This is a genomic window from Psychrobacter glacincola, assembly GCF_904846075.1.
Lineage (GTDB): Bacteria > Pseudomonadota > Gammaproteobacteria > Pseudomonadales > Moraxellaceae > Psychrobacter > Psychrobacter glacincola_C.
This window is the reverse complement of sequence record NZ_CAJGZH010000001.1, coordinates 701,305-726,628: the sequence shown is the minus strand read 5'-3', so window position 1 is coordinate 726,628 and position 25,324 is coordinate 701,305. Positions and strand designations below refer to the sequence as shown.

21 protein-coding genes are annotated in these 25,324 nt (G+C 42.4%); 12 read left to right on the top strand and 9 right to left on the bottom strand.

Translation table 11 applies throughout. The annotated features are described in order from the left end of the window. Positions 1-25: 25 nt before the first annotated feature. On the bottom strand, positions 26-1,321 hold the full coding sequence (locus JMW85_RS03130; RefSeq protein WP_201580923.1) for a right-handed parallel beta-helix repeat-containing protein: 1,296 nt from the start codon (positions 1,319-1,321) through the stop codon (positions 26-28). A gap of 241 nt (positions 1,322-1,562) precedes the next feature. Between JMW85_RS03130 and JMW85_RS03125 the strand changes: the two genes are divergently transcribed. Beyond that, a complete protein-coding gene (locus JMW85_RS03125) occupies positions 1,563-1,895 on the top strand; it encodes a hypothetical protein (RefSeq protein ID WP_201502013.1) in 333 nt (110 codons plus the stop codon). 118 nt (positions 1,896-2,013) lie between these two features. On the opposite strand, the gene JMW85_RS03120 is transcribed toward JMW85_RS03125, so the two are convergent. Then, positions 2,014-2,829 (bottom strand): BPSS1780 family membrane protein, encoded by an 816-nt coding sequence (locus JMW85_RS03120; RefSeq protein WP_201580922.1) that lies wholly within the window; start codon positions 2,827-2,829, stop codon positions 2,014-2,016. Between the two features lie 195 nt (positions 2,830-3,024). Continuing rightward, entirely contained in the window at positions 3,025-4,044 is a 1,020-nt protein-coding gene (gene hemH, locus JMW85_RS03115) for a ferrochelatase (protein WP_201502011.1), read from the bottom strand. A 488-nt stretch (positions 4,045-4,532) separates the two neighbouring features. On the opposite strand from hemH, the gene metX reads away from it, so the two are divergent. From metX to trhO, 4 genes are all read left to right on the top strand, one after another. After that, the gene (metX, locus tag JMW85_RS03110) at positions 4,533-5,948 is read left to right on the top strand and encodes a homoserine O-acetyltransferase MetX (protein WP_201581233.1); all 1,416 of its coding nucleotides are present in this window, start codon (positions 4,533-4,535) and stop codon (positions 5,946-5,948) included. Then, entirely contained in the window at positions 5,945-6,562 is a 618-nt protein-coding gene (metW, locus tag JMW85_RS03105; RefSeq protein WP_045443684.1) for a methionine biosynthesis protein MetW, read from the top strand. Before metX ends, metW begins: the two co-directional genes overlap by 4 nt. A gap of 560 nt (positions 6,563-7,122) precedes the next feature. Continuing rightward, complete coding sequence (locus JMW85_RS03100; protein WP_045443681.1) at positions 7,123-7,704, top strand: tetratricopeptide repeat protein; 582 nt, start codon at positions 7,123-7,125, stop codon at positions 7,702-7,704. A 280-nt stretch (positions 7,705-7,984) separates the two neighbouring features. Next, positions 7,985-9,070, top strand: coding sequence for an oxygen-dependent tRNA uridine(34) hydroxylase TrhO (gene trhO / locus JMW85_RS03095; protein WP_227676367.1), 1,086 nt, complete (start codon positions 7,985-7,987; stop codon positions 9,068-9,070). A 109-nt stretch (positions 9,071-9,179) separates the two neighbouring features. Here trhO and uraH read toward each other — a convergent pair whose 3' ends face one another. Beyond that, positions 9,180-9,611, bottom strand: a complete 432-nt coding sequence (uraH, locus tag JMW85_RS03090; protein WP_201539760.1) for a hydroxyisourate hydrolase — start codon at positions 9,609-9,611, stop codon at positions 9,180-9,182. Between the two features lie 408 nt (positions 9,612-10,019). Continuing rightward, positions 10,020-11,246 (bottom strand): phosphoglycerate dehydrogenase, encoded by a 1,227-nt coding sequence (gene serA / locus JMW85_RS03085; protein WP_045453737.1) that lies wholly within the window; start codon positions 11,244-11,246, stop codon positions 10,020-10,022. Between the two features lie 553 nt (positions 11,247-11,799). Here serA and JMW85_RS03080 point away from each other — a divergent pair. Further along, the gene (locus tag JMW85_RS03080) at positions 11,800-13,170 is read left to right on the top strand and encodes an FAD-binding oxidoreductase (protein ID WP_227681686.1); all 1,371 of its coding nucleotides are present in this window, start codon (positions 11,800-11,802) and stop codon (positions 13,168-13,170) included. Positions 13,171-13,267: 97 nt separating this feature from the next. Here the strand turns inward: JMW85_RS03080 and JMW85_RS03075 are convergent, their stop codons facing one another. Further along, entirely contained in the window at positions 13,268-13,897 is a 630-nt protein-coding gene (locus tag JMW85_RS03075; protein ID WP_198329675.1) for a BLUF domain-containing protein, read from the bottom strand. A gap of 631 nt (positions 13,898-14,528) precedes the next feature. On the opposite strand from JMW85_RS03075, the gene JMW85_RS03070 reads away from it, so the two are divergent. From JMW85_RS03070 to lspA, 4 genes are all read left to right on the top strand, one after another. Next, positions 14,529-16,166, top strand: a complete 1,638-nt coding sequence (locus tag JMW85_RS03070) for a carbon-nitrogen hydrolase family protein (protein WP_045453728.1) — start codon at positions 14,529-14,531, stop codon at positions 16,164-16,166. A gap of 145 nt (positions 16,167-16,311) precedes the next feature. Continuing rightward, positions 16,312-16,863, top strand: a complete 552-nt coding sequence (locus JMW85_RS03065; protein WP_201580920.1) for a protein disulfide oxidoreductase — start codon at positions 16,312-16,314, stop codon at positions 16,861-16,863. A gap of 425 nt (positions 16,864-17,288) precedes the next feature. Further along, positions 17,289-20,141 (top strand): isoleucine--tRNA ligase, encoded by a 2,853-nt coding sequence (ileS, locus tag JMW85_RS03060; protein ID WP_201580919.1) that lies wholly within the window; start codon positions 17,289-17,291, stop codon positions 20,139-20,141. Beyond that, complete coding sequence (gene lspA / locus JMW85_RS03055) at positions 20,134-20,781, top strand: signal peptidase II (protein WP_201580918.1); 648 nt, start codon at positions 20,134-20,136, stop codon at positions 20,779-20,781. The genes ileS and lspA overlap by 8 nt, the downstream gene beginning before the upstream one ends. Positions 20,782-20,874: 93 nt before the next feature. Here the strand turns inward: lspA and JMW85_RS03050 are convergent, their stop codons facing one another. Together JMW85_RS03050 and JMW85_RS03045 are read right to left on the bottom strand one after the other, a co-directional pair. Continuing rightward, on the bottom strand, positions 20,875-21,660 hold the full coding sequence (locus tag JMW85_RS03050; RefSeq protein WP_201580917.1) for a hypothetical protein: 786 nt from the start codon (positions 21,658-21,660) through the stop codon (positions 20,875-20,877). 31 nt (positions 21,661-21,691) lie between these two features. Then, the gene (locus JMW85_RS03045) at positions 21,692-22,363 is read right to left on the bottom strand and encodes a DUF1294 domain-containing protein (protein WP_201580916.1); all 672 of its coding nucleotides are present in this window, start codon (positions 22,361-22,363) and stop codon (positions 21,692-21,694) included. Positions 22,364-22,511: 148 nt separating this feature from the next. On the opposite strand from JMW85_RS03045, the gene JMW85_RS03040 reads away from it, so the two are divergent. Then, positions 22,512-23,009, top strand: a complete 498-nt coding sequence (locus tag JMW85_RS03040) for an FKBP-type peptidyl-prolyl cis-trans isomerase (RefSeq protein WP_045453721.1) — start codon at positions 22,512-22,514, stop codon at positions 23,007-23,009. Positions 23,010-23,059: 50 nt separating this feature from the next. After that, complete coding sequence (locus JMW85_RS03035; protein WP_201552895.1) at positions 23,060-24,100, top strand: aldo/keto reductase; 1,041 nt, start codon at positions 23,060-23,062, stop codon at positions 24,098-24,100. 143 nt (positions 24,101-24,243) lie between these two features. Here JMW85_RS03035 and JMW85_RS03030 read toward each other — a convergent pair whose 3' ends face one another. Beyond that, positions 24,244-25,044, bottom strand: a complete 801-nt coding sequence (locus JMW85_RS03030) for a lysophospholipid acyltransferase family protein (RefSeq protein WP_060490440.1) — start codon at positions 25,042-25,044, stop codon at positions 24,244-24,246. Between the last annotated feature and the right edge of the window lie 280 nt (positions 25,045-25,324).

Here is a 25,324-nt window from a genome sequence, read left to right as displayed (position 1 = left end):
ACGCTTATTTAATATAAAACCACACTTACGGCTGCTCAATATGAGTAGCCGTTTTGCTTGCCTCACGAATTTTTATGGCTTGCTCGACAGTTTTACCAGTAAAAATATTGTTTTTAATAACGGTATTTTTTATCGCCCCTGCTACGCTATCTTCCCGAATTTCAGAACCAACGCTAATCGGTAAATTCACATCAGCAGCGAATTGATTACCAGCTATTAGCGTGCCATCGTCCTCTACGATAATGCCCTGCTCGACTTGCTGAAAACGATTATCGATAATTTGATTGCCCTTAGCACTGTCTAAATGATAGCTGGCAAATGGCGTTTGCTTCAGCAAATAAGCACCGCATTCAAAACCTTTGAGATTGCGTGACTGTCTTGACGCCACCCACACCCCGACTGGCTCGTCGTTAAAAATATTGCCACGAATTATATTGTCACGGCTCGACTCGGTACGCTTAAAATGATTGCCCCGCGTACTGTCATCAGCATGCTCAAAGCAATTGCGATACAGCAAAATACTGCCTGCCCCATTATGGATAAATTGATTGTTTTCGATACGGTTATTGCTCGACGAATCCACGGCAATAGCCTCACGATTGGGCTTAAAGGTACGGAAACCATTACCGACAAACACTGAATTTTTAATCACATTATCGCGACTACCAAATTCCAGATATAACCCAACAGTGCCTGCATTTTGAATACGTACCTTATCAAAGCTCACGCCATGCACATGATCACCGATGAACATGCCACTATTGATACTGTTTTGACTACTCACATTAATCACACGAATATCGCTTGGTGCAAGCGCACGATTGGCAGCAGGGTCTATCAAGCCGCGCGCATAACGCTGATTGGGCTGGCTATATTGGCGAATATGTAGCGCATGGCCATAGCCATCCACATGACAATTGGCAACCACGATATCTTCAATAGCGCTATCTGTTTTGGGCTTAATCATAATTGCGCTGGCCGTTGACGCATCATCAGCGCTAGTACTGAATAGTGCGCCCTGACAGTCGAGAGAGCTGTGCGAATCATTCAACTCAAAGCGTATCGACTTGGCTGTCAAATCACAGCTTGCACTGAGTACGCTGTGACCTTTTACCTTAACCATTTGCTTCGGCGTCAATTGTGCGCAGTCTATGATTGTCGTGGCTTTTGGCAGTTTGGCATCAATCACAAGCGGCGGCTTTGCTATGCCTTCATCCAGTCCTACATCATTGCTGGCAAACGTTAAACGTTCACATGCGATAAGACCTAGCGCACTGCTTATCAAGGTTGCAGTCAGTAGTGATTTATTAGGAGATAACATATAGAGTCTTCTCATTTTATAAAGTCTTATTATTTTATTAGGAGGGGTACTAATTTTACTGACCGTCTTACATTTTTGAACATCCTGTGACACCTTACTACTATTAGCAAGCGTCATAACGCGTCACAATGTTTTTAACAAAGTCACAATGCTTTTAATAAATAAATCTTAATAAATAAATCTTAATAAATAAAATCAGCCACATCCATTAATAATAACTATCAATAATAAGGAAACCATAATGGACCATTCAAAAAGCCCATTACCAGAAGCCATGGATCACATTGAAGGTGATACGGACATCAATAATAACAGCCAAGAAATTGATTTGGCTGACCCTATGTTGCATACCATTGATAATGATGATGTCATTGACAATAGCGCAGGATTCGACAACTCGCAAGCCGGAAGTGATGCAATTCAAGGGCTAACCCCTATCCATCATCAAAATATAGACGAATCGCGAATCGATGAAGTATTAGTGGACGATAATTTGGATGACAGCGATTATCCAGATATTATCGATATCGCTGATAGAGACGCGGCGGAACGTAGTAATGATGACGATTTTTAACCACGCTCTTTCATGATAAAAAAGCTTTGGCACAATAAAAAAGCACGCCCGTTATATCGAGCGTGCTTTTTTATTGTGCTTACCGTACTTCTGATACTAGGGTCTGTTAAACAACCAACTATAGCGCTGACAATGGCTGATCTGTCCAAACGTCTCGGTAACTGGTGTAGTAGGTAATCATACCTATTGGAAGCAGTGCTAATATACCTAGTCCTAGTGTAAAAACTACCATCAATATCATTATTATAGGAGCAATCAACCAAAAAACGAAAAATGGTAAGATATTTTTTAAACACCCTTTAAAACTCATTTTCATTGCCTGAACAGGCTCAATGTTGTGAAGCACAATTAAAGCAGGTGCAAACCAGATAGCCATAAGTACAGGAAATAATAGTACAAAAACCAATAAAACACTCAATACCATACCTGCAATCGCAACGTCACTTGACTCCTGAGCTAAAGACAAAGCCATACCACCGAATATAATCAGCATAGGTATCATTGCAACAATAACAGCCACTAAATACAAGACGAATAAAATAACTAATGGCTTGAGATGCGTATAAAAGGCTGAAAAAAGATGGTCAAATCTCAGCTCGTTGCCTACAGCTTGATCGGCACAACCTTTTATTATTCCACCAACAAAAACAAAGGAAAGAAAGGGGAAAATGAAATTTATCACGGGTACGCTACTACCAATCATAGCAATGATTAAATAAACAACACCAATAGCTAACCATAATAAAAATTGATCTTTAAATATTGCAAATGCTTTGGTAATCCAACTTATACCCCATCCTGCTTGGCACATTCGAGGTTCTACCAATAACTGCGGTAATAGGCCGCCATACTCGTCAGTGGGCGGTAAGTTCGGTGGTTGACCGTTAGGTTTTTGTAGAGACACAGAGGGTTGTGAATAGTTGGAGCTGGACATGTTTATCCTCAAAAATAAAGTTAAGCAAACGTAAAATTAACAATGACAATAAAAGTTTATTTGGCATAGTTTTACATATCAGTCACCAAAAATCCCAACTTTATTCCATTTTATTTAATTGCATTGAAATTCTTTAGAGAAAAAAATACCGAACATGATGTCCGGTATTTTTTTATAATTTACAAATTCAATTAATCAAGCCCAACCATCTAGCGTTCCCGCCCAGCCTTTGACCAATGGCGCACTAAGCGCTTCGAGCAAATCAATGTGCGCCTCATCCAAGTTCAATGCGGGAATATAGTGATATTCTTGTCCACCCGCGTGAAGAAAGTTTTCACGATTTTCGATGGCCAACTCTTCTAGCGTTTCCAGACAATCAGCAGAAAAAGCCGGACTAATGACTTGTACCGAGCGCACACCTGACTTGCCCCACTCTTCTAATACCACGTCGGTATAGGGCTTGACCCATTCTTGCTTGCCAAAGCGTGATTGAAAACTGATAATCCATTCGTCATCTTTTAGACCAAGCGCGTGAGCCACTTGTGCGGCAGTACATTTACAACGCTTAGGATACGGATCACCTTTATCAGCATAAGGCTGCGGGATACCGTGGAAGCTAAACATCAGCTTGTCAGGCTTGCCATGCTCTGCTTGAAATCGGCGAATCGAATCAGCCAATGCTTGAATGTACAGCGGATGCGCAAAGTAATCTTTGACAATAGTATAGTTCGGCAAATTGCGCTGCTTGAGCGTCCACTTTGTCAACGCATCATAAACCGCGCCGCCCGAAGAGGCTGAATACTGTGGAAATAATGGCAAGATAACAAAGTGATCAACGCCTTCACCGCGCAAGGTATCCATCACATCAGGCAAACCAGGATTGCCATAGCTCATCGCCGGATGGACAGAAACCCGAAATGGCGCGGCACTATTTGCAAGCCGTGGTTCCAATAGCTCCACTTGGCTCTTTAGTATCTTACGAATCGGTGAGTCGCCTTCCCAAATACTGGCATAGGCTTTTGCCACACGTTTAGGGCGGCTTGGCAATACAAACAAATTGAGAATAATCGCCCACAAGAATTTCGGAATCTCGATTACTCGTGGGTCAGACAAAAACTGTTTTAAGTAACGACGGACAGCTGGCGCTGTTGGCTCATCTGGCGTACCTAGGTTCACTAATAGGACGGCAATACGGGGAGGCAGTTCAGGTTTCATAGCAGCACTATTTTATTATTAGGTTAATTAAAGAAGAATATGCGATAAAAGATTATTAAGTCATGGTTGATTGAATGCTTTGTTAGTGTAGCATTTTATCCATTAATAACGCATGGTAAAAGCACCCTTATACAATTTGATACTTAGTTGCTATTTATGGACAGTCATCAATCATTGATTCACCCTAACCCTTCTCTGCCTACCACCCATCGCCCCTAAAAACCATGCTTAAAAGACTATGCTCAAAAGACTCGCTCGACGGTTGTACTCCTACGCGCATCACCATACAATAGGCAAGCACATTGTAAGAAAAACATTTAGAAAACAGTGTCGGCAAAGCAGTATTGGCAACACTGCCTATCGACAGTTTGCCCTTTTTATTTTATTGATGATTGTTGTCTTGCGAGGTAGCTTTGAACGCACGCCCTAATAATACCAGTGACCAGTCCCCAACAGATACGCTTCATTCGGCCAGCTTAGTTAATCCTGTGGGCACAGTCGGTTCAGTCGGCATTATCACGCCTCAGATTTTTCATTTCGCTGAGCCGTTGACGTTAGAATGTAATCGTACTTTGCCATCGTTTGATTTAATCATCGAAACTTATGGCACGCTAAATAGTGATAAATCAAACGCGGTACTCATTTGCCATGCCCTATCTGGTAGTCATCACGCGGCAGGTTTCCATAGCGATGATGATAAAAAAGCCGGCTGGTGGGACAATATGATTGGCCCTAATAAAGCCATCGACACCAATCGGTTTTATGTCGTATGTGTCAACAACATCGGCAGCTGTTTCGGCTCTACTGGTCCAACGACCATTAATCCTGACAGTATCGATTCAGACCAGAATAATGTAAACAAAAACAGTTTAGACAAAAACAATCCAGCCAGTGAGCCGCAAGTTTATGGTCCGGACTTTCCGCTCGTCACTATTAAGGACTGGGTAAAAACCCAAGCGATGCTCTCAGATCGTCTCGGTATTGACGTTTGGCATGCCATTGTTGGTGGCTCAATGGGTGGTATGCAGGCGCTGCAATGGTCAGTTGATTATCCAAATCGGTTAAAACGCTGCGTGGTCATTGCCAGTACGCCAAAGCTCTCAGCACAGAATATCGCCTTTAATGAGGTGGCACGGCAGTCCATTTTATCCGACCCTGATTTTAAAGACGGACGCTATTTACAAGCAGGCACCTACCCTCGTCGCGGACTAATATTGGCTCGGATGGTTGGGCATATCACTTACTTAACCGATGACGCGATGAAGGCGAAATTTGGTCGTGATTTAAAGTCTGGCAAATTTATGTATGGCTACGATGTTGAGTTCCAAGTGGAGAGCTATTTACGCTATCAAGGCGAGCGCTTTAGCGAAAACTTCGATGCCAATACTTATTTGCTCATGACCAAAGCTTTAGATTATTTTGATCCAACACGTGATTATCCATCAGCCATGGCAACAGATGCGACAGGATCAGCAGCGCAGCTTAAGAACTCAATCGCCACATCAGTCGAATCTAGTAAACAAAGCACGCAACCTGCGTTAGAAGATACAGTGGCAACGATAGATGAAAGTGAACAGAATCGTCAGCAAGAGCTGTCTGCGCTCAAAGCCGCCTTTGCCCATACGCAATGCCAATACCTAGTGGTCTCATTTACCACGGATTGGCGCTTTGCACCGGAGCGCTCACAAGAGATTGTCGATGCACTGATGGCCACTGGCAAACCAGTTAGCTACATCAATGTCGATGCGCCGCATGGTCATGATTCCTTCTTATTTGATATTCCCCGTTATATGGGTGCCATCCGAGGATTTTTGACTGCGCCATTTATCACCGACAGCAAATCAAAACAGCCAGCAAAAATCAAAAATAAAAACAGCCAGCAAAAATCAGGAGCGCGCTCATGAGAATGGATCATCAATTGGCTGAGCGCTGGATTGCGCCGCACTCACATGTACTGGACTTGGGCTGCGGCAATGGTGAGTTACTCGCGCATTTACAACAAAATCGCGGCGTGACGGGATATGGGCTTGAGATTGACGAAGAAAAAATCAATGATGGCATCGCCAAAGGGTTGTCCATCATCGAGCAAGACCTGAATGATGGTCTGGCACGTTTCGCTGATAACAGTTTCGACACCGTCGTCATGGCACGGGCGCTGCAAGCGGTGAAATCGCCTGATGTGCTCTTACTTGACATGCTACGTGTTGCTCGCGAAGCCGTCATCACCTTTCCCAATTTTGCTCATTGGCAAAACCGCATTCATTTAGGGCTTAAAGGGATGATGCCTGTCTCAGAGGCATTGCCTTATGAGTGGTATAACACCCCAAATATTCATTTGTGTACGTTTAAAGATTTTGAGCAGCTTTGTGCACAGCATGATATTCATATCGTCAACCGCTTTGCCGTCAGCGATTCTGAAAAAGGTCATACGCCACTTATGAAAGCATTGATACGCCAAGCACCCAACTTATTGGCAGACGTCGCTATCTATCGTGTCACCAAACAAAAACCTGAATAATAGGTTTATCTACCTGGGGCGTGTCTTTATTTTAAAAATGGTGATAAAAATGAGATAAATTGCTGTCAAATAAGGATAGTAGCGCAAATAATATTGAGATATTGCTAAGCTATTTGACGATGTTTGGCAAAATTTAACCATTTTTGCCCATTTAGAAGATAATCGATTGAATTTAGGACACGCCCTAGCATTGGTTGAAAGCGGTAGCACGGCTCATAAATACAAATTTTAACCTCAATAGCTGGTTAATTTATTCTTACGCTTAAGTAACTCTATGATTTTATTGAGGACAATGAGGTATGAATACGCATTAAATCATGTAATTAGTATTTGAGTTTCGTAAGTTTGGGTGTTAAGCTAGCAAAATAGTGTCAATCGCACCCTGATTCTGACCGTTTATCGGTTCGATTAAAGGAATTTGCCACACTACATCGATTAATTATATTGCTAATGATTAGGTAAGTTGGTATCGCAAGATTTCACCTAATTGTTATCGCCGTCTAAATTCTTTTAGCGGTGCAACTTTTTTTGCTTATTAACTGCCTAATTTTGGAGCTGCTATGAAATTATTAAAAGCTGCGTTGTTTACTGCCTTATTTTCTTGTGCAGGTCTAGCAAACGCTGAGTTAATATCAAACGTACCACTTGATACGTCACGTTTTGAGCTAATGCCAGTTAGTGAACTGTCTAACCGCGCTGCCCAAGGTAACGATCACGCTCAGTTTTATTTAGCCAAGCGCTTACAGAAGGGTGAAGGCATTGCAAAGAATACCCAGCAAGCTATCCAGTGGTATACCAAAGCGGCTCAGCAAGGCGTTGCCCCTGCCCAGCTTAACTTAGCCATCATGTACTTGCGCGGTGAAGGTGTGCAGCCTAACTTGCAACAAGCGAAAGTTTGGTTAGAAAAAGCCGCTATGCGTGGCGATAACCGTGCCAGCTATACCCTTGCATTGCTCGATGAAAAGCAAAAAAATCTCGTCGATGCTTATAAATGGTACGATTTGGCTGCCCGTGATGGTATGCTTGATGAAAAAGTACGTAACAAAGCACGCGGTAAAATCGGACAATTGGCATTGAACTTATCAAGCTCAGATATCGCTAGCGCCCGCAGCAAAGCGGATACTTGGTTCCAGAGTAAGTAAACTCTAATTTTGCTTTACGCATTGTAAATATATAAAAAAGCTCAGTATTTTACTGGGCTTTTTGTTGTCTATCTTTATTATTATAATCACCACCTATATCTTTCTTAAGAATGATAAAACCTCCAAAACTTCCTTGAAATTTGCTACACTACGCGCGCATTAGTCAATTCCACAATTGCGCTAGTGTTATGAATCTTACCAATTAGTTTTAACCGTTAATTTTAAAAAGCACCTTAAACCCAATGCACTAGGTTTGCGACCTAGCCAGCAGGAGAAAAACATGAGTACCATTCAAGACCATAATACAGCTAGCAATATCCAAAACAGCACTGTCACCGACAACAAATCAGCCCCAGCCTACGATAGCGTCACCAATAACATCGTCGTTGCCGCTCTATATAAGTTCACGCGTTTTGCTGACTTTGAGCAATACCGCGAGCCAATTTTAAATAATATGCTCGATAATGATGTCAAAGGCACGTTATTGATTGCCAGTGAAGGCATTAATGGTACGATTTCTGGCACACGCCAAGGTATCGATAACGTCCTTGAGTATCTGCGCAGTATCGAAGCGATTGGCAGCTTTACCTTTAAAGAATCTTATACCGAAGCTCAACCTTTTTATCGTACCAAAGTGAAGCTCAAAAAAGAAATCGTTACAATGGGCGTAGAGAATATTGATCCATTGCAATCAGTTGGACGCTATGTAAAACCAAGCGAATGGAATGCGTTAATCTCAGACCCTGACGTCATTCTTATCGACACCCGTAATGATTATGAAGTTAAAATCGGTACGTTCCAAAATGCCGTCAATCCAAATACCGAAACGTTCCGCGAGTTCCCAGAATACGTCGCAAAAGAGATGGATCCAGCCAAACATAAAAAAGTCGCGATGTTCTGTACTGGTGGTATACGCTGTGAGAAGTCGACTGCTTATATGCGTGAGCAAGGCTTTGAAGAGGTGTATCATTTAGAGGGCGGCATCTTGAAGTATCTAGAAGAAATCCCAGCCAGCGACTCTATGTGGCAAGGCGATTGCTTCGTTTTTGATAACCGCGTGTCGGTCAATCATAACTTAGAAAAAGGCAACTATGAGCAATGCTTCGCCTGCCGTATGCCCATTACTGTCGATGACATGCAAAGCCTTGCTTACATCAAAGGCGAGTCATGCCCACACTGCATTGATAAAGCGACCGACGAGCAAAAAGCACGCTTTCGTGAGCGCGAGCATCAAATGCAGCTGGCGAAGAAACGTGGCGAAGCGCATATTGGTAGCGATGTGATTGATGTGATTGAGAAACGCAAAGCCGCTAAAATTGAAGCACGTCGTCAAGCAGAAGAAGCTAATAAAGCTAACGCTGAATAAATTTAAGGTTGATAAAAGCAAAAAGGACGCCCCAATCAAATATTTGATTGGGGCGTCCTTTTTTGCTTTATTAGTACTAACTTATTACTTACTTAGTAAGTAATATGGCTTAGCTACCGCGGTAAGTGCTATAGCCGTATGGAGATAAAGTGATTGGCACATGGTAATGGTTGTCGCCTTCGATATTGAAATTGACTTCAACATATGGATAGAAAGACTCTAGACCTTGATTTCGGAAATAAGGAGTCGTCTCAAAAATCAACTTATAAGTACCATCATGCTCAACGCCGTCTTGATTCGGTAAGAAGTTGCCGATACGACCATTATTATCAGTCTTTTGCGCATTAAGCAATTTCCAGCTACCAGTTTTCTCTTGCATCATCAGTTTTACATTGACGTTTGGTGCTGGTTTACCCGTGCTAATATCTAAAATATGACTAGATAATTGATATTTATCTTGATCACCAGCAGCATGGCTAGCCGTTGCAGTCATAGCTAATACGCTACCAAATGCAGCTGCCTTGAGTAAGTTGTTTTTCATGAATCATCCTATTCAGTCAATTGTATGTGTTAAATGAATTATCTTCTTCAGCAAGCTATTTACTGTTTTTAAGTATGCCTGTCCGCAGAACATAACCGTGATTTACCTCAAAAACATAATCAATCATGTTGTTCATTAAAAATATATTCATCATTATAGGCTTAGTGTACTGGTGTAGTTTAGATTGTTAATAAGACCGTATAATTAAGATAATGTTAACTTATATAAAAATGAGTATAGTGAATGTAAAACTTACATTCGCTATAATTCGTGTTACTCATAAATAAAAAGCATCAATGCCATGATTGAACGTCGCAATTGCTTGATTTAAGACAAAAAAATAGCAGACTATCTGAATGATGGTCTGCTATTGCTAGGCTAAAAATTATGTTTGCGTGCAAATACTATTTAAAACAAAATACGCACGCGAATCGTCTCTTCTACGTCTTTTAACTGATCTAGCGCGGCAGTTGAATCATTGTAATCAACATCCATGACCAAATAACCGACATCACCTTCTGTCATCAGGCTTTGTGCTAGGATATTAATTCCTGCTTCTGCAAACAGACGGTTAATCTGAGACAGCACGCCTGGCACGTTTCTATGGATATGTAATAGACGATGCGAGTTTTCTTTGAATGGAATAGAAACTTCTGGGAAGTTCACGGCTGTCGCTGTGTCACCTTGGTCAGAGTATCTAACAAACTTATCAGCGACTTCAAGTCCGATATTAGCTTGTGCTTCTTGGGTTGAACCACCGATATGCGGCGTCAAGATGACGTTATCAAATTTACGCAGTGGTGATTCAAACTCTTCATCAGCTGATTTTGGCTCTTTCGGGAATACGTCGATCGCTGCGCCCAAGATTTTACCAGATTCAAGCACAGCGGCTAAATCATCAATCTCTACGCAAGTACCACGAGCGGCATTGATAAAGTAGCTGCCGTCTTTCATATGCGCGAACTGCTCAGCTTTCATCATGTAGCGGGTGCTTGGTACATCAGGCACATGCAAAGTCACGATGTCAGCCGTTGATAGTAGCTCTTCTAAGCTACCTACTTGTACCGCATTACCTAGTGGCAATTTGGTCACAGCATCATGATAAATGACTTTCATACCAAAGCTTTCTGCTAAGACAGACAGTTGCGAACCGATAGAACCATAACCGACGATACCGATAGTCTTACCACGTACTTCATGTGAGTTGGTCGCAGACTTGCCCCAACCACCGCGATGTACTGTGGCGTTCTTTTCAGGAATTCCGCGATATAGCATGATGGCTTCGGCCAATACCAGTTCAGCCACCGAACGGGTATTTGAGTATGGCGCGTTAAAGACGGGAATACCCAAATCACGAGCGGCGTCTAAGTCTACTTGGTTGGTACCGATACAAAAGCAGCCAATACCGATGAGCTTGTGCGCGTGCTCAAGTACTTCACGTGTCAATTGCGTACGCGAACGGATACCGATAAAGTGAGCGTCTTTAATTTTTTCGATCAGCTCATCTTGATCTAATGCGTGACTGATATTTTCGATATTATGATAACCAGCCCCTTCCAATACTTTTAAAGCATTGTCATGTAGACCTTCAAGCAATAAAAACCGGATTTTGTCTTTTTGTAGTGATAACGCCATATGAGAACTGTCCTATAATTGTCTTGTAAAATTATCTGAGGGATAATCTGTAGTCGAAGCCGTTTAAAGTAGGTACAAAGTAACCAAGCGCAAACCATACACTGAGTACATTAAATGAGGTTAACGTCGTAACCACTTACCAATGCTTTAACTATAGGGTGGGTGAAACGAAAACAGTCTGGATATCTTACACAAAATTGGGCGGCGATGTTAGCAGATTAGATGAATTATTGGTTATCAAGCCTGAAAACTTTTTATGCTATAGTAAATCACGCTGTTCAACGTTTATTAAACTATTTTTTGCCATTTATCGCCATATAAGCACGCAACATGACATCTTTCTATCATTGCTTTACTGGCTCACTTATAATCATATAAATACGTACTATATAAACATACCTATGTGGCTATGTTTATATCCATTTAGCGATATAATAATCCCCTTTAGGCATAGCGCTTACGTTTATACCGAGATTTGACCATGACTTCTTTATCTAGCCAAAGCACCTCTGCAACCCATACAGCTGCGGTTCAAACTATTTTGAGCACTTTGATGGATGTTCATCAGTTTGACGCCAGCCAAATCAAGACCGACCCTGAGAGCTTAGAGTATTGGGGCAAGGACTGGACCAAGCACTTTGCCCCTGCTGCTGCTGCCATCGTCTTTCCGAAGACTACTGAGCAAGTACAAGCCATCGTATTGCTTGCCAATGAGCACAATGTGGTGTTAACGCCAAGTGGCGGTCGTACTGGTCTATCTGCTGGTGCTGTCGCCGCCAATGGCGAGATTGTCGTCAGTATGGATAAGATGAACCATATCGGACAGTTTTATCCGGCCGATCGAATAGTTGAAGTCGAAGCAGGCGTCATCACGCAGCAGTTGCAGCAATTCGCTGAATCGAAAAACCTCTACTACCCTGTCGACTTTGCCTCAGCTGGCTCAAGTCAAGTCGGTGGCAATATTGGCACCAATGCAGGCGGCATCAAAGTCATACGCTACGGCATGACTCGTCAATGGATCATGGGGCTGACAGTGGTCACTGGTAAAGGCGATATCTTGCAGCTCAATCGCGGTATGGTCAAGAACGCCACGGGTTATGATTTGCGCCAATTATTTATCGGTAGCGAAGGCACACTTGGGCTTGTCACCCACGCGCAAATCAAGCTTGAGCGTCAGCCGCAAGACTTAAATGTCATGGTACTGGGCATGGACAGCTTTAATGATGTCATGAATGTGCTATCAGCCTTTCAAGCAGAGATTGATTTGACCGCTTTTGAGTTCTTTGATGATGTGGCGATTGATAAATTGATGGCACACGGTCAAGTACAAGAGCCATTTGAGTCGCGCACCAAGTTCTATACGCTATTAGAGTTCGAAGCGCCGTACGAGCCGATCATGGATAAAGCCATGGCGATATTTGAGCATTGTATGGAACAAGGTTGGGTCGTCGATGGTGTCATGAGCCAAAGCTTGGCACAGGCTGAAGAGCTGTGGAAATTGCGCGAATACATTTCTGAGACCATCTCAGTATTTACCCCTTATAAGAACGATGTATCCGTACTGATAAGCTATGTCCCTGAGTTTATCACCGAGATTGATCACATCGTCAGCAGCAATTACCCTGACTTTGAGGTTTGCTGGTTCGGTCATATTGGCGATGGCAACTTGCATCTTAATATCTTAAAGCCTGAAAACATGAGTAAAGACGATTTCTTTGCAGAGTGTCAAATCGTCAACAAACACGTGTTTGAAACCGTGCAAAAGTATGGCGGTTCGGTTTCGGCTGAACATGGCGTCGGTATGACTAAAAAGCCTTATTTACAATATAGCCGCAGTGAGACTGAGATTGAGTACTTACGAGAGGTAAAAAAAGTCTTTGATCCAAATAACATTATGAACCGTGGCAAGATTTTTGATATGTAAGCGCTTATTTAATAATTAAAGTAATAAATAAGCGAGTATGGAAAAGACGCTAAACGTGATGGTTTAGCGTCTTTTTTTGTCTTATAAAAGTGATTATTTATAAAAATAACAACACTAGCGCTACCACTAATAACACACTTAAAACACCTTGGACGATTAAAAATGCTTGGTGCGGGGCGGCGATATGACGAAACATGTTGCCCAGTGCATTATAGGTAATACCAGCCGCTTTAATATGTGGCGGCGTATCAAAAGTTTTGATGATTTGTAAAAAATTCTCGGTACGATCAGGCGACCAATTATGCGGCGCAAATGGCAAATATAGCGATAACTGTGCGGCTTGCTTTTTGCTCGCTGGTGACCATAACCAACGCTCTAAAAATAATAAGCGCATACGCCAATCCGCAAAACGGCGATGTTCTATCGTCTGTAACAGCAATATTTCAGTATTCTTATGGCGCTTATCCGCAAATATGCGTTGCTTTAAGGCAAATACGTGCGCTTTCTCACCCTCGATGCATTGCAAAAAATGACCACTACCATAACATAGAGTACCTGTAATGCCATGCTGTTGATTATAGTTACGCGCATGACATTCTACTTCATCAAATATAGAGGCACTTAAACGTGAGACAAGTGTCAAACTACTAACATACACCAATTGAACCAGCGCTGAGTCTTCTATCTCATCCCAGCTACTGACTCTATTGTTGTGACTTGAGGGCATAATAAAACAATCCTAAAAAGCCGATTAAATACAGCTAAACAAAATAAAAACAACGATGCCCAATAAAAAAAGATATCGACTCACAAAAACGTAGCAAATAGTTACCACGTTAAACTGTCATTACTTGAGTAGCTTGTTATGATAACCAGCAAAACAAATAGACCAAAACCAAATAGATCAAAACTAAGCATTCTAAGATATGATATTTAAAAATAATGTTAAGCTAACAAAATATCTGTACTGACATCCTTAGGTTAGAATCTACACCAAACACTTGGCTTGTATTAACCCCAACGACTGTTTGTGAACATTATGAAAAATTTTATAGTTACTTCATTTTATAGTCACTTTAATTCATAGCTACTCTCATTTACAGGCACTCTAATTTGTAGCTACTTTAAAATGATATGAGGTTCAAAAAACACATCAGTAACGCCAAAGCTGACAGAAGTTATAAGATAAATCATTTTCATAACTTATTGTAAATACAGTGATAATTGATTGTAACGGTAATATTTTATGATTGGAATATTTTTATCACTTTTTTTATACAAAAAATTGCCAACTGAATTGTGGCAACGCATGCTATTTGATATCACTAAAATTAATAAAGATCCAAAACAGGAACATTATGAGCAAAATAGAAAAACTAGACGACTTTCATCTAACCATCGCTGAAATCAAGAAAAAAGACTATCCACAATTAAAAGCATTAATGGATCGTGTCTATGTCAACTTGGGCGGTGCATGGTCAAAGAACACTATTAATACCTTAATCGATGCCTTCCCTGAAGGTCAGATCGCTTTATTTGATCATGATCAATTGATTGGTATCGTGTTATCTATGCGTGTTGATTATGCCACATTTTCTAACCCGCACACCTACGACGACTTGATTGGTCATAAAGAGATTATCAGAGACAACCCTGAAGGCGATGCTATTTACGGTTTAGATGCGCTGATCGACCCTGAATACCGTGGTTATCGCTTAGGACGTCGATTGTATGATGCCCGTAAAGAGCTGTGTCGTCAGTTAAATTTCCGAGCTATTTTGGCTGGTGGTCGTATCCCGAACTATCATAACCATCAAGATCTCACACCTGGCGAATATATTGAAGCCGTCGCGGCTCGTGAAATTCATGATTCTGCATTGTCTTTCCAACTCTCAAATGGCTTTATCGTCAAGCGTATCTTAACGGCTTATTTGCCTGACGATAAACAATCTAAAGGTTTTGCTACTCTACTTGAGTGGGCAAATATTTATTACGAGCCACAAGACTATAAGCCAAACACTCGTAAGTCTGAGGTGCGTATTGGTGGTATCCAATGGCAAATGCGTGAAGTCGAGTCACCTGAAGAGCTGCTGCAGCAAGTCGAATTCTTTGTCGATATTATGGCTGATTACAATTCTGACTTTGCTTGTTTACCAGAGTTCTTTAACGCACCGTTGATGGGTCTGTGTGAATCGACGGATCAAAACGTCGCTATTCGATTTTTGGCCGGTTATACCGAATGGTTTAAAAATGAAATATCGCATTTAGCGGTCAGCTACAACGTCAACGTCATTACAGGCTCTATGCCGTACTTGGACGAGGACGATACGTTATATAATGTCAGTTACTTGTGCCGCCGCGATGGTACGGTCGAAGAACAGCGCAAAATCCATATTACCCCGCATGAGCGTAGCGCTTGGGTCATCGAAGGCGGTGACGAGGTTAAGGTATTTGATACCGATGCCGGTCGTATTGGTATTTTGGTCTGTTATGACGTTGAATTCCCTGAGCTTGCCCGCCTCATGGCACTTGATGATATGGACATCTTATTCGTGCCTTTTTGGACCGATACGCAAAACGGCTATCTACGCGTGCGCCACTGCGCCCAAGCACGTGCGATTGAAAACGAATGCTATGTGATGATTTGTGGTTCGGTTGGTAACTTACCACAGGTTGAAAGTCTCGATATTCAATACGCGCAGTCTTCTATCTTCTCGCCATCAGATTTTGCTTTCCCGCATGATGCGATTATGGCAGAAACCACCGCCAACACTGAGATGGTATTCTTCTCAGATGTGAACTTAGACAAGCTTATTCATGTCCGTAACGAAGGCTCGGTACATAATCTGCTTGATCGCCGTGATGACTTGTATAGTTTGAAATGGAAGAGAAAATCTAAAGTATCAGCCAGTAAGCTAAGCGATGATGAGCGCCTTGAAAATTCTGGTAGTGTCCTGCTCGGTGACCCATTACAAAACCGTGCGCAAAAACCTTAATCAGTCACTTTAAAATACCAACACTGAACACGGTTTAATAAAATTTATGAATAATACGGCTGACATTTCAGCCGTTTATTTTTATCTATCAAAAACCACTTATTAAAGCTATTTATACAATACCTATAGCAAAAAAGCAGCCATTATGACGACTGATACTGAAAAATCCATTAAAAAGCCAAAGAAAACACCCAAGCAAAAGGGGTTGTCTATCGCTAAAAATCTACTCATATACGGCTTGGTATTTGCTGTTATTTATACCGCTATCAATTGGTGGCGACAGCCTATCATGCCAGCCAACCCGCAATTGCAACTGACCGATTATCAAGGGCAAGTCGTTGACTTAGCGGCGCTGAGCAATGAACAACCAACGTTGGTATATTTTTGGGGCACGTGGTGTCCCATTTGTAGTATCACCTCGCCGACCATAGACAAACTTGCCGCCGCAAATGATTATCCGGTCATTACGATTGCCATTAAATCAGGCACTGACCAAGAGCTGCATCGCTACCTTAATGAAAACAGCTATCGCTTTACGACGATAAATGATCAAGAAGGCAGCATCTTCGCTGATTGGCAAGGGCAAGTGACGCCTTCGTATGTCATATTAAAGAATGGCGAGATGACTCAAGGTTTGACGGGCATTCAACCCTTATGGTCGCTGAAATTGCGCTTATGGTTATCATCAGTTTTTTAACGCTTAGCCTGCTGCTTAGAGTCCAATTATTTAGAGTTCAGTCGGTAGACAATGGCACTTGCCATCCGTATGATCCAATAGGTGATGTATCACTCATATAAATGATTGGTTTTGGCTAAAATAAGGACAATACTGACCAGCTCTTTTTACCATAGCCTTTTTGTCATATAATAGCTGCCAATCTCATTGCCTCTTTTTAGTTTATTGCTATCACGGTATTTTATTATCCATAAGCATATTTTATGTTGCATTCGTCTCGATAGCATTTATTATTGACGTGAGCATATTTATGACGTTGATGCACAGCGATATCTTATAAGTGAGAAAGCGATCATCAACGGTTAAGCAGCCAGCTAAGCATTACCCTAAATGTCACATCTGACTTTACATCGATTTTTAATCCATTTTCTAAAAAGACACCTTCTATGACTGATAAAAGTACTGATACGCCAAGCCAGGATTATAAAGACACGCTAAACCTTGCCGATACGCCCTTTGCAATGCGTGCCAACCTTGCCAAGCGCGAGCCAGATTGGCTTGCTGCTTGGGAAGCGGATGATGTGTACGGCAAAATTCGTCAGGCACGTGCTGGGGCGACCAAATACATTTTGCACGATGGCCCTCCATACGCCAACGGTCAGATTCACTTGGGTCACGCGGTTAATAAAGTACTCAAAGACATTATTGTAAAGTCAAAAACGCTATCAGGTTTTGATGCCCCTTATGTACCCGGTTGGGACTGTCATGGTCTGCCTATCGAGCAAAAGGTCGAGGCAAAAGTCGGTAAAGTGGGTCAAAAAGTCTCTGCGACCGAATTCCGTGGTCTCTGCCGCGAATATGCGAGCACCCAGATTGAATTGCAAAAGGCAGATTTTAAGCGTCTAGGCGTATTTGGCGATTGGGACAACCCATATCTAACGATGAACTTTCATCAAGAAGCCAATACCGTACGTGCGCTTGCCAAAATTCATGACAATGGTCATGTGACTCGTGGCATGAAACCCGTCAACTGGTGCTTAGACTGTAGCTCTGCGCTGGCTGAGGCGGAAGTGGAATACCAAGATAAAGTGTCTGATGCTATCTATGTGAGCTTCGATGTTTTGGATACCGATAAGGTTGCGGCGTTGGCTGGCGTAGCAGGCAATATCGCCGCTGTTATTTGGACGACGACCCCTTGGACGCTACCTGCTAACCAAGCCATCTCTGTACATCCTGAGCACAACTATAGTGTGGTGGCGACTGAAAAAGGTAATTTGCTACTAGCCGCGGATTTGGTTGAAGCAGCATTAACGGAACTCAAACTTAGTAATCAGAGTGTATTGGCAACCGTATCAGGACGAGAACTTGAAGGCTTGCGTGCCCAGCATCCACTGATTGCAGACCGTCAAGTGCCATTAATCCTAGGCGATCACGTAACCACAGATAGTGGTACTGGCCTCGTCCATACAGCACCCGGTCACGGTCTTGACGATTATATCGTCGGTCTTAAATATAACTTACCTGTTGAAAACCCAGTCAGTGGTACGGGCGTTTATCTGGACAGCGCGGCGGTATTTGCGGGCGAGCACATTTATAAGGCCAATCCAAAAATCATCGCCGCACTGCATGACAATGGACATCTAATCAGTCATACCAAGATTGAGCATAGCTATCCACATTGCTGGCGTCATAAGTCGCCGATTATTTTCCGTGCGACCCCGCAGTGGTTTATCAGTATGGAAGCCAAAGGTTTGCGTGAGCGTGCGCTTGCCGATATCCCAGCAGTAAGCTGGACGCCAGCATGGGGGCAAAACCGCATTGAAGCCATGATGAACGGTCGTCCAGACTGGTGTATCTCACGCCAGCGTACATGGGGCGTACCGATCACTTTCTTTACCCATAAAGAAACAGGTGAGCTGCATCCAAACACGCTTGAGCTGATGGAAGTCGCTGCACAAAAAATCGATGCAGGCGGCGTTGAAGCGTGGTTTGATGCCAGCTGTGAAGACTTCTTAGGCGCGGAAGCTGTTGATTATGACAAAGCAACCGACACCTTAGACGTATGGTTCGACTCAGGTACAACCCATTTTACCGTACTTGAGCAGCGTGATGAATTAACCAATCCAGCAGATATCTACTTGGAAGGATCAGATCAGCATCGTGGCTGGTTCCAGACGTCATTACTGACATCTGAAGCCATGTACGGTGGCCCTCCATTTAAGCAAGTATTGACGCATGGTTTTACGATTGATGCCAACGGTCGCAAACTGTCTAAATCATTAGGCAATACAAAAGGCTTTGAGCCTCAAGATGTCTTTAACACGCTAGGCGCTGATCTTTTGCGACTTTGGGTAGCCTCTGTTGACTATCGCTACGAGATGTCTGCAAGTAAAGCCTCTTTTAAAGGCGCAACAGATCAGTATCGCCGCATCCGTAATACCTTGCGTTTCTTACTTGCCAATACCGATGACTTTGATCCTGCGGTCAACAGCATCGATATCAATGAGCTGGTCAGCCTTGATAAATTCATCATTGAGCGCGCGCAAACCGTGCAAGCACAAATCATCAGTGCTTATGATGCGATGGATTTTCACCAAGTCACCCAGCATATTACTGCGTTCTGTTCGCAAGATTTGGGTAGCTTCTATTTAGATATTATCAAAGATCGTCAGTATACGACTCAGACTGATGGACAGCCGCGTCGCTCTGCGCAAACGGCGATTTACCATATCGTTCAGGCACTCATTCGCTGGATTACGCCGATTTTGTCATTCACGGCACAAGAAGCGTGGGAAGTATTGCATGGCGCTGACAGTTATGTATTTACTGAAGAATGGTATAAATTTCCAGAATTTGAGCTAAGCGCGATCAGCAACGATGACTGGCAACGTATCATGCTGGCAAAGGATATGGTCAATAAACATATCGAGACCGCACGTGGTGAAAAAATCATCAACGCTAACTTGTCTGCCGATGTCAATCTGTATGCTGACGGTGCAATGCATGAAAGCTTGGCCAAGCTGGGTGAAGAGCTGCGCTTTGTACTAATCACTAGTAGCGCAACTTTGAAACCTATGAGCGACGCTCCTGCCGATAAAACAAGCACAGATGAGCAAATTGACGGCAGCACGGATGAATCAGTAGACTTAGTGGTCAATGTGAGCGCCGCAACTGGCACCAAGTGCGTACGCTGCTGGCATATCCGTGATGATATCGGTACCGATAGTGCACATCCAGAATTATGCGCACGCTGCGTGACTAACGTCAGCGGTGATGGTGAGGTGCGCCACTATGCCTAACCATACGCCTAACTCAACAGAATCATCAGACAACAAGCCGCCATATAGTGAAGTCGATAAATCACCTGAGCCAGCTCATGCAACTACAGGCAGCTCAACGACACCGAAAAGTCGTCTGAATAAGACGCCAAAAATGATTGCAAATGGCCGTCGTGCGTTTACGTGGTATCTCCTATCGTTGGTCGTGCTAATTATCGATCAATGGACGAAGTGGCTGGCTGAAACTAAGCTGACTTTTCATGAGCCAGTGCCTGTGATTGAGCCTTTTCTGAATTGGACATTGGCATACAACTATGGCGCGGCATTTAGCTTTTTGGCAGATGCTGGTGGTTGGCAGAAGTGGTTTTTTTCGGGATTGGCATTGATAATGTCGCTATTTTTAATTGGCTACCTGATAAAAGCCCCGCGCCAAGCCAAGCTACTATCGACAGGTCTAGCGCTAGTGCTCGGCGGTGCGGTTGGCAATCTCATTGACCGCTTACTACATGGTCACGTCATCGACTTTATCCATGTACACAACGCTGATGTCTGGCATTACCCTATCTTTAATATTGCAGATATGGGCATTAGTATCGGTGTGGCGTTGATTGTCATTGACATGCTGTTTTTAGAAAAAAAGCGTGAAATGCCACGGGCATAATTTCAAATCGTATTATCAATACAGTTCAATTTATAAGTAGAAAAGGTGGTTTACGTATTCGTAACCCACCTTTTTTATTGTTTATCCTGAACTCTACGTTTCTATTCTAAATTTCTGACTTACGGCAGAAAGACAAAACTCATTAAATTCTATTAAGTTTTCTGCAACGCTCTTAACATATTCGCTATCTACATCAATTCTATCATTTAAACTAATCTCGCTAAATTTTCTACAGTAACTGTCATTCGCTATACTTTTATTATGGATTACTAGGTTCCTTCGCAAACTTGATTCAATTATAAGCTCCCAACCATGAAAACTCTTGAAGTCTATATTAAATTTTTCGAGATAAAACTTAAAAATATCTTCCGCGCTACCGTAACCGATACTATCAACTACTTTCTTTACTATACTTTCAATTAAATCTTCCATATTATCAAAACTTAAAATTTCATCATATGAAATTTTATCTTTCGCTGTCTTAAGACAATTATTATTATTTATTAAAATCGAGTGTAGATAGTCTTTAAACATTGCTTCTTGGCATGCAATGAGATATGACAGTGTCATTTCATTCAAAAACTCACTATATCGCATTGATTTAATAAAGACTAGTATAAATTTAGACAATACTGGTGATGCAACTTCAACCCTTTCATTGGCTTTTGAATTACTATTTTCATCCAAAGCTTCAATTAAAAAATTTCTTAGTTTTTTTCCTTCTGATTCAGTATTGGCATCAGAAGTAAGGACAGTTCCTTTAATTTCATTAAGATTTTTTTCTATATAAACATCTATTTCATTGATGAAATCTAAGATCGTTCTCAGTTTAAATTGATAATTTGACTTTATTTGTTTCAAATCCTGTGAAAATTTCATGTTTTATTTATGCCTAATATTTTAGTTTTATTTACAGAAACTCTGATGATAAATCAGTTAACGTCTCTAGCCCGCCACCTGCCAACAGAAACAATAACCCCGCCATATTAATTACGACGGTCAAATAATACGCCACTCGAAATTCAGGCTTTTGCGACTTGTGGCGTAGATACGTCTGCGCAACCATCGCGCCCACCCAACCGCCCAGCGCACTTAGCAGATGCAAGGTTGATTCAGGTGTGCGCCAATCATTATTCTGAGCAGCGGCTTTGTCCTTGGCATACATCATATAAGTAATGAGACCCAAAGCCACATACCAACCCACAACCAGCCAGCTGAGCTTATTCATGGCAGCCAATAAGATTAATACGCCATAAAAGCCCACACCAAGGAACAAACGTTTCTTTTGTCCCGCTTCAAAGTCTGCTTGCATGCTACGTTTGTGATTACGCTGACGGATTTTCTGATTCTTTTGTGCCATTTTTTGCTGCACAAAGCTAAGTTCTTGCACATCCTTTGCTTGCATACGCCCTTGATTGTCTTGCCCAAACGTAAAAACAACTGGCTCACCGACCTCAGGGCGACGACGCGCTTTAAACTCATTGATATGAAAGAATATTGAATCACCATTCTGTGTTTCGATAAAACCAAAGCCTTTGTCATCTTGCCACTTTTTAATGTGACCTTGTTGTTTATTTACCATAAAAACCCCTGCCTACTCTTAGAATTGCCAAATATATTACACTATTTGCGTTACACTATTTACGCTTACATACTCTCCAAGATGGCTTATCATTTCTTATATTATTTGCCAAACCAATTCCTAATCCCGTAATAAATGGCTGTTGACTATGACCGACTCACAATTTATCAATCCCAATGAAGACACCCGTATCACTTTTGGCAGCCTTGTAAAGCTGCACTTTGAAGTATCACTAGAGAACGGTACGATGATTGATTCTACCTTTAGCCGTGATGCGCCTGTGACGCTCACCATTGGTGATGAAAGTTTGTTACCTGGCTTTGAGCAGGTATTAATGAACCTGCGTGCTGGTGATACGCGCTCTGCCCACCTTGAGCCGGAGCAGGCATTTGGCGATTGGAATCCTGACAACATCCAACATTTCAGCCGTACTCAGTTTGCGTTAATCGCTGATAATCCAGAAATCGGCATGATGGTAGAGTTCGAAGACAAAGGCAAAAACACGCTGCCGGGTACGATTAGTGCACTCGATGACGAGCAAGTCGAAGTGGATTTTAACCATCCCCTTGCCGGACAATCCCTGTTATTTAAAGTAAAAATCTTTAAGGTTACCCCGCCTGGTGTCACTGGTATAAAGCTCATGTAATCGCTTAAAAAACTGTCAGCTATAAAAATACATTTACAAAGGACATTCATATGCAATATCAAATGTTGCCACAACTCAATGAAAAAGTTTCTAAGATTTGTTTAGGCACGATGACATGGGGACAGCAAAATACCGAGACCCAAGCACATGAACAAATGGACATGGCGCTAAGCGAAGGGGTGAATTTTTGGGATACGGCGGAGATGTATCCATCGCCGCCGGATAAGGACAAGCAAGGCGATACTGAACGCTTTATGGGTACATGGTTTAATAAAACCAAACAGCGCGATAAAGTTATCCTTGCTAGCAAAATATCGCCGATGGATTTTTTGCGTGATGGGCAAACGCGTTTTAATGCCGAACATATTAGCAGCGCCATCGATGGCAATCTTCAGCGTTTGCAGACCGATTATATTGATATTTACCAGCTCCATTGGCCTGAACGCCAAGCGAATTTTTTTAGTCAGCTTGGCTATACCGAAGAGATGGCAGCGCAACCATTAGATGATTTGACACCATTTCTAGAGACCATTCAAGCGTTAAATGATGAGATTAAAAAAGGGCGTATTCGCGCTTATGGACTATCGAACGACACCGCTTGGGGACTGATGCGCTACCTATGGGAGGCCGATAAAAATGGTTTGATCGCCCCTATCACGGTGCAAAATCCTTATAGTTTGCTAAATCGCTTATATGAAGTCGCTATGGCCGAGATTACGCACCGTGAGAATGTGGGTCTACTGGCTTATTCACCGCTTGGCTTTGGTGTATTATCTGGTAAATATCTCGATGGCAAACGTCCAGCGGGTGCGCGTCTGACGATGTATGATCGCTTTGCGCGCTATACCAACGAAGAAGCGCTATCAGCCACTACTCAATACGCCAAAATAGCAGAAGATGCAGGTTTAGATATGGCACAGATGGCACTAGCTTTCGTTAACTCACGCTCATTTGTCACCAGTAATATTATTGGCGCTACTACGATCGAGCAGCTAAAATCCAACATCGATAGTATACACTTAACCTTAAGCTCAGAAGTATTGGAAGCGATTGAAGCGGTGCATACCCAGCATCCCAATCCATCACCTTAGTTTGATATAGGTAAAGCATTTATAAATTAATGTTTGAGTATTTAGTAAACAAAAAAGGCGCAAATCGCAGTTATAAACTGAGCGATTTGCGCCTTTTTTATTAGAGCGTGTTAAATATTCACAACTATTATGCTGTCACCGCTTTATATTTTAGCGACTTTCGTTAAGACTCGCGAATGTAATTCGGCCAAACCTTCTTGCATACGGGCTTGTAACAAGTCCGTCAATTCACTTTTGCTCAACCCTTTAGGATCTATTGGCTCCAGTGGCAATACATAGGCGGTCACATCTTTCGTATCGAGTACCTTTTTTAGGCTCTCTTTCATCGTAAGCTTGCCATAGTAAGGCAACTCTTCACTTAACGTGCCGTCTTTATTGACGTAAGCAATTACCAGTGGGCGTACGGGTACGTCAGCATCTATGGCAGCTTGTAGCAACGTGCCATGAATACGCTTGATTTTTTTGCCATCAGTGGTGGTCGCCTCAGGGAAGAATATGACTGAGAAACCTTTGGTCAAAAAACTGGCAATTTGGGCGGCGACCGACCCTGCATCACCGGAACCACGCTCAATAAATACCGTGCCTGCTGCATGAGCCAGCTTACCAAATACAGGCCATTCACCGATTTCGGCTTTGGATAAGAAAAAAGCAGGACTCAATGTCCCCACCACAGGGATATCCATCCATGACACATGATTGGATACCCATAATCCGTGGTGCTGCTCTACCCGCTCGACTGCCACAACCTTGACGCCAAAAGAGCCTGCCATTTTGCGGCAAAAGGCTTGAATATAGCGTGGCAATTTTTCGCGTGGTGGCTGTTTAAATGCGCCAATACGTTGGGCGGCGCGCAATCCACCAGCGATAGTAGTGGTCATGCCAGCAATTTGTTTGCCGCGCCCCAACTGTTGTCTGAGTGAGAAGCCTGACTTAGATTGGCTCATCTGTGTCCCTCGTGGTTAAAAACATATGATTATATATCGTAAACAAGCGCCATGAGTATAACAAAATTTATTCAGTCAGTGACGATTTGTTCACTGAGTTGCTGTTTATTCAACCAGTTCTGCTGCGTTCACTGATTTGCCTATGGCTTTCATTTACGCTGTAACATAAAACCCTCATTAATTGTGCTATAACGCTTTAATATTAACTGATGAGACCACATATATATGGTCATATGAACGCTATATCGACGTTTACTGAATGGATAATAGCGATATATTT

Bases quoted from the DNA above. Each gene is read 5' to 3' on its own strand.
- JMW85_RS03130 (WP_201580923.1), bottom strand. From the start codon at position 1,321: ATGTTATCTCCTAATAAATCACTACTGACTGCAACCTTGATAAGCAGT.
- trhO (WP_227676367.1), top strand. From the start codon at position 7,985: ATGAGTACCATTCAAGACCATAATACAGCTAGCAATATCCAAAACAGC.
- JMW85_RS03120 (WP_201580922.1), bottom strand. From the start codon at position 2,829: ATGTCCAGCTCCAACTATTCACAACCCTCTGTGTCTCTACAAAAACCT.
- JMW85_RS03065 (WP_201580920.1), top strand. From the start codon at position 16,312: ATGACGACTGATACTGAAAAATCCATTAAAAAGCCAAAGAAAACACCC.
- JMW85_RS03050 (WP_201580917.1), bottom strand. From the start codon at position 21,660: ATGAAATTTTCACAGGATTTGAAACAAATAAAGTCAAATTATCAATTT.
- JMW85_RS03045 (WP_201580916.1), bottom strand. From the start codon at position 22,363: ATGGTAAATAAACAACAAGGTCACATTAAAAAGTGGCAAGATGACAAA.
- JMW85_RS03125 (WP_201502013.1), top strand. From the start codon at position 1,563: ATGGACCATTCAAAAAGCCCATTACCAGAAGCCATGGATCACATTGAA.
- JMW85_RS03070 (WP_045453728.1), top strand. From the start codon at position 14,529: ATGAGCAAAATAGAAAAACTAGACGACTTTCATCTAACCATCGCTGAA.
- metW (WP_045443684.1), top strand. From the start codon at position 5,945: ATGAGAATGGATCATCAATTGGCTGAGCGCTGGATTGCGCCGCACTCA.
- hemH (WP_201502011.1), bottom strand. From the start codon at position 4,044: ATGAAACCTGAACTGCCTCCCCGTATTGCCGTCCTATTAGTGAACCTA.
- uraH (WP_201539760.1), bottom strand. From the start codon at position 9,611: ATGAAAAACAACTTACTCAAGGCAGCTGCATTTGGTAGCGTATTAGCT.
- serA (WP_045453737.1), bottom strand. From the start codon at position 11,246: ATGGCGTTATCACTACAAAAAGACAAAATCCGGTTTTTATTGCTTGAA.
- JMW85_RS03040 (WP_045453721.1), top strand. From the start codon at position 22,512: ATGACCGACTCACAATTTATCAATCCCAATGAAGACACCCGTATCACT.
- JMW85_RS03080 (WP_227681686.1), top strand. From the start codon at position 11,800: ATGGATGTTCATCAGTTTGACGCCAGCCAAATCAAGACCGACCCTGAG.
- lspA (WP_201580918.1), top strand. From the start codon at position 20,134: ATGCCTAACCATACGCCTAACTCAACAGAATCATCAGACAACAAGCCG.
- JMW85_RS03100 (WP_045443681.1), top strand. From the start codon at position 7,123: ATGAAATTATTAAAAGCTGCGTTGTTTACTGCCTTATTTTCTTGTGCA.
- JMW85_RS03035 (WP_201552895.1), top strand. From the start codon at position 23,060: ATGCAATATCAAATGTTGCCACAACTCAATGAAAAAGTTTCTAAGATT.
- JMW85_RS03030 (WP_060490440.1), bottom strand. From the start codon at position 25,044: ATGAGCCAATCTAAGTCAGGCTTCTCACTCAGACAACAGTTGGGGCGC.
- JMW85_RS03075 (WP_198329675.1), bottom strand. From the start codon at position 13,897: ATGCCCTCAAGTCACAACAATAGAGTCAGTAGCTGGGATGAGATAGAA.
- ileS (WP_201580919.1), top strand. From the start codon at position 17,289: ATGACTGATAAAAGTACTGATACGCCAAGCCAGGATTATAAAGACACG.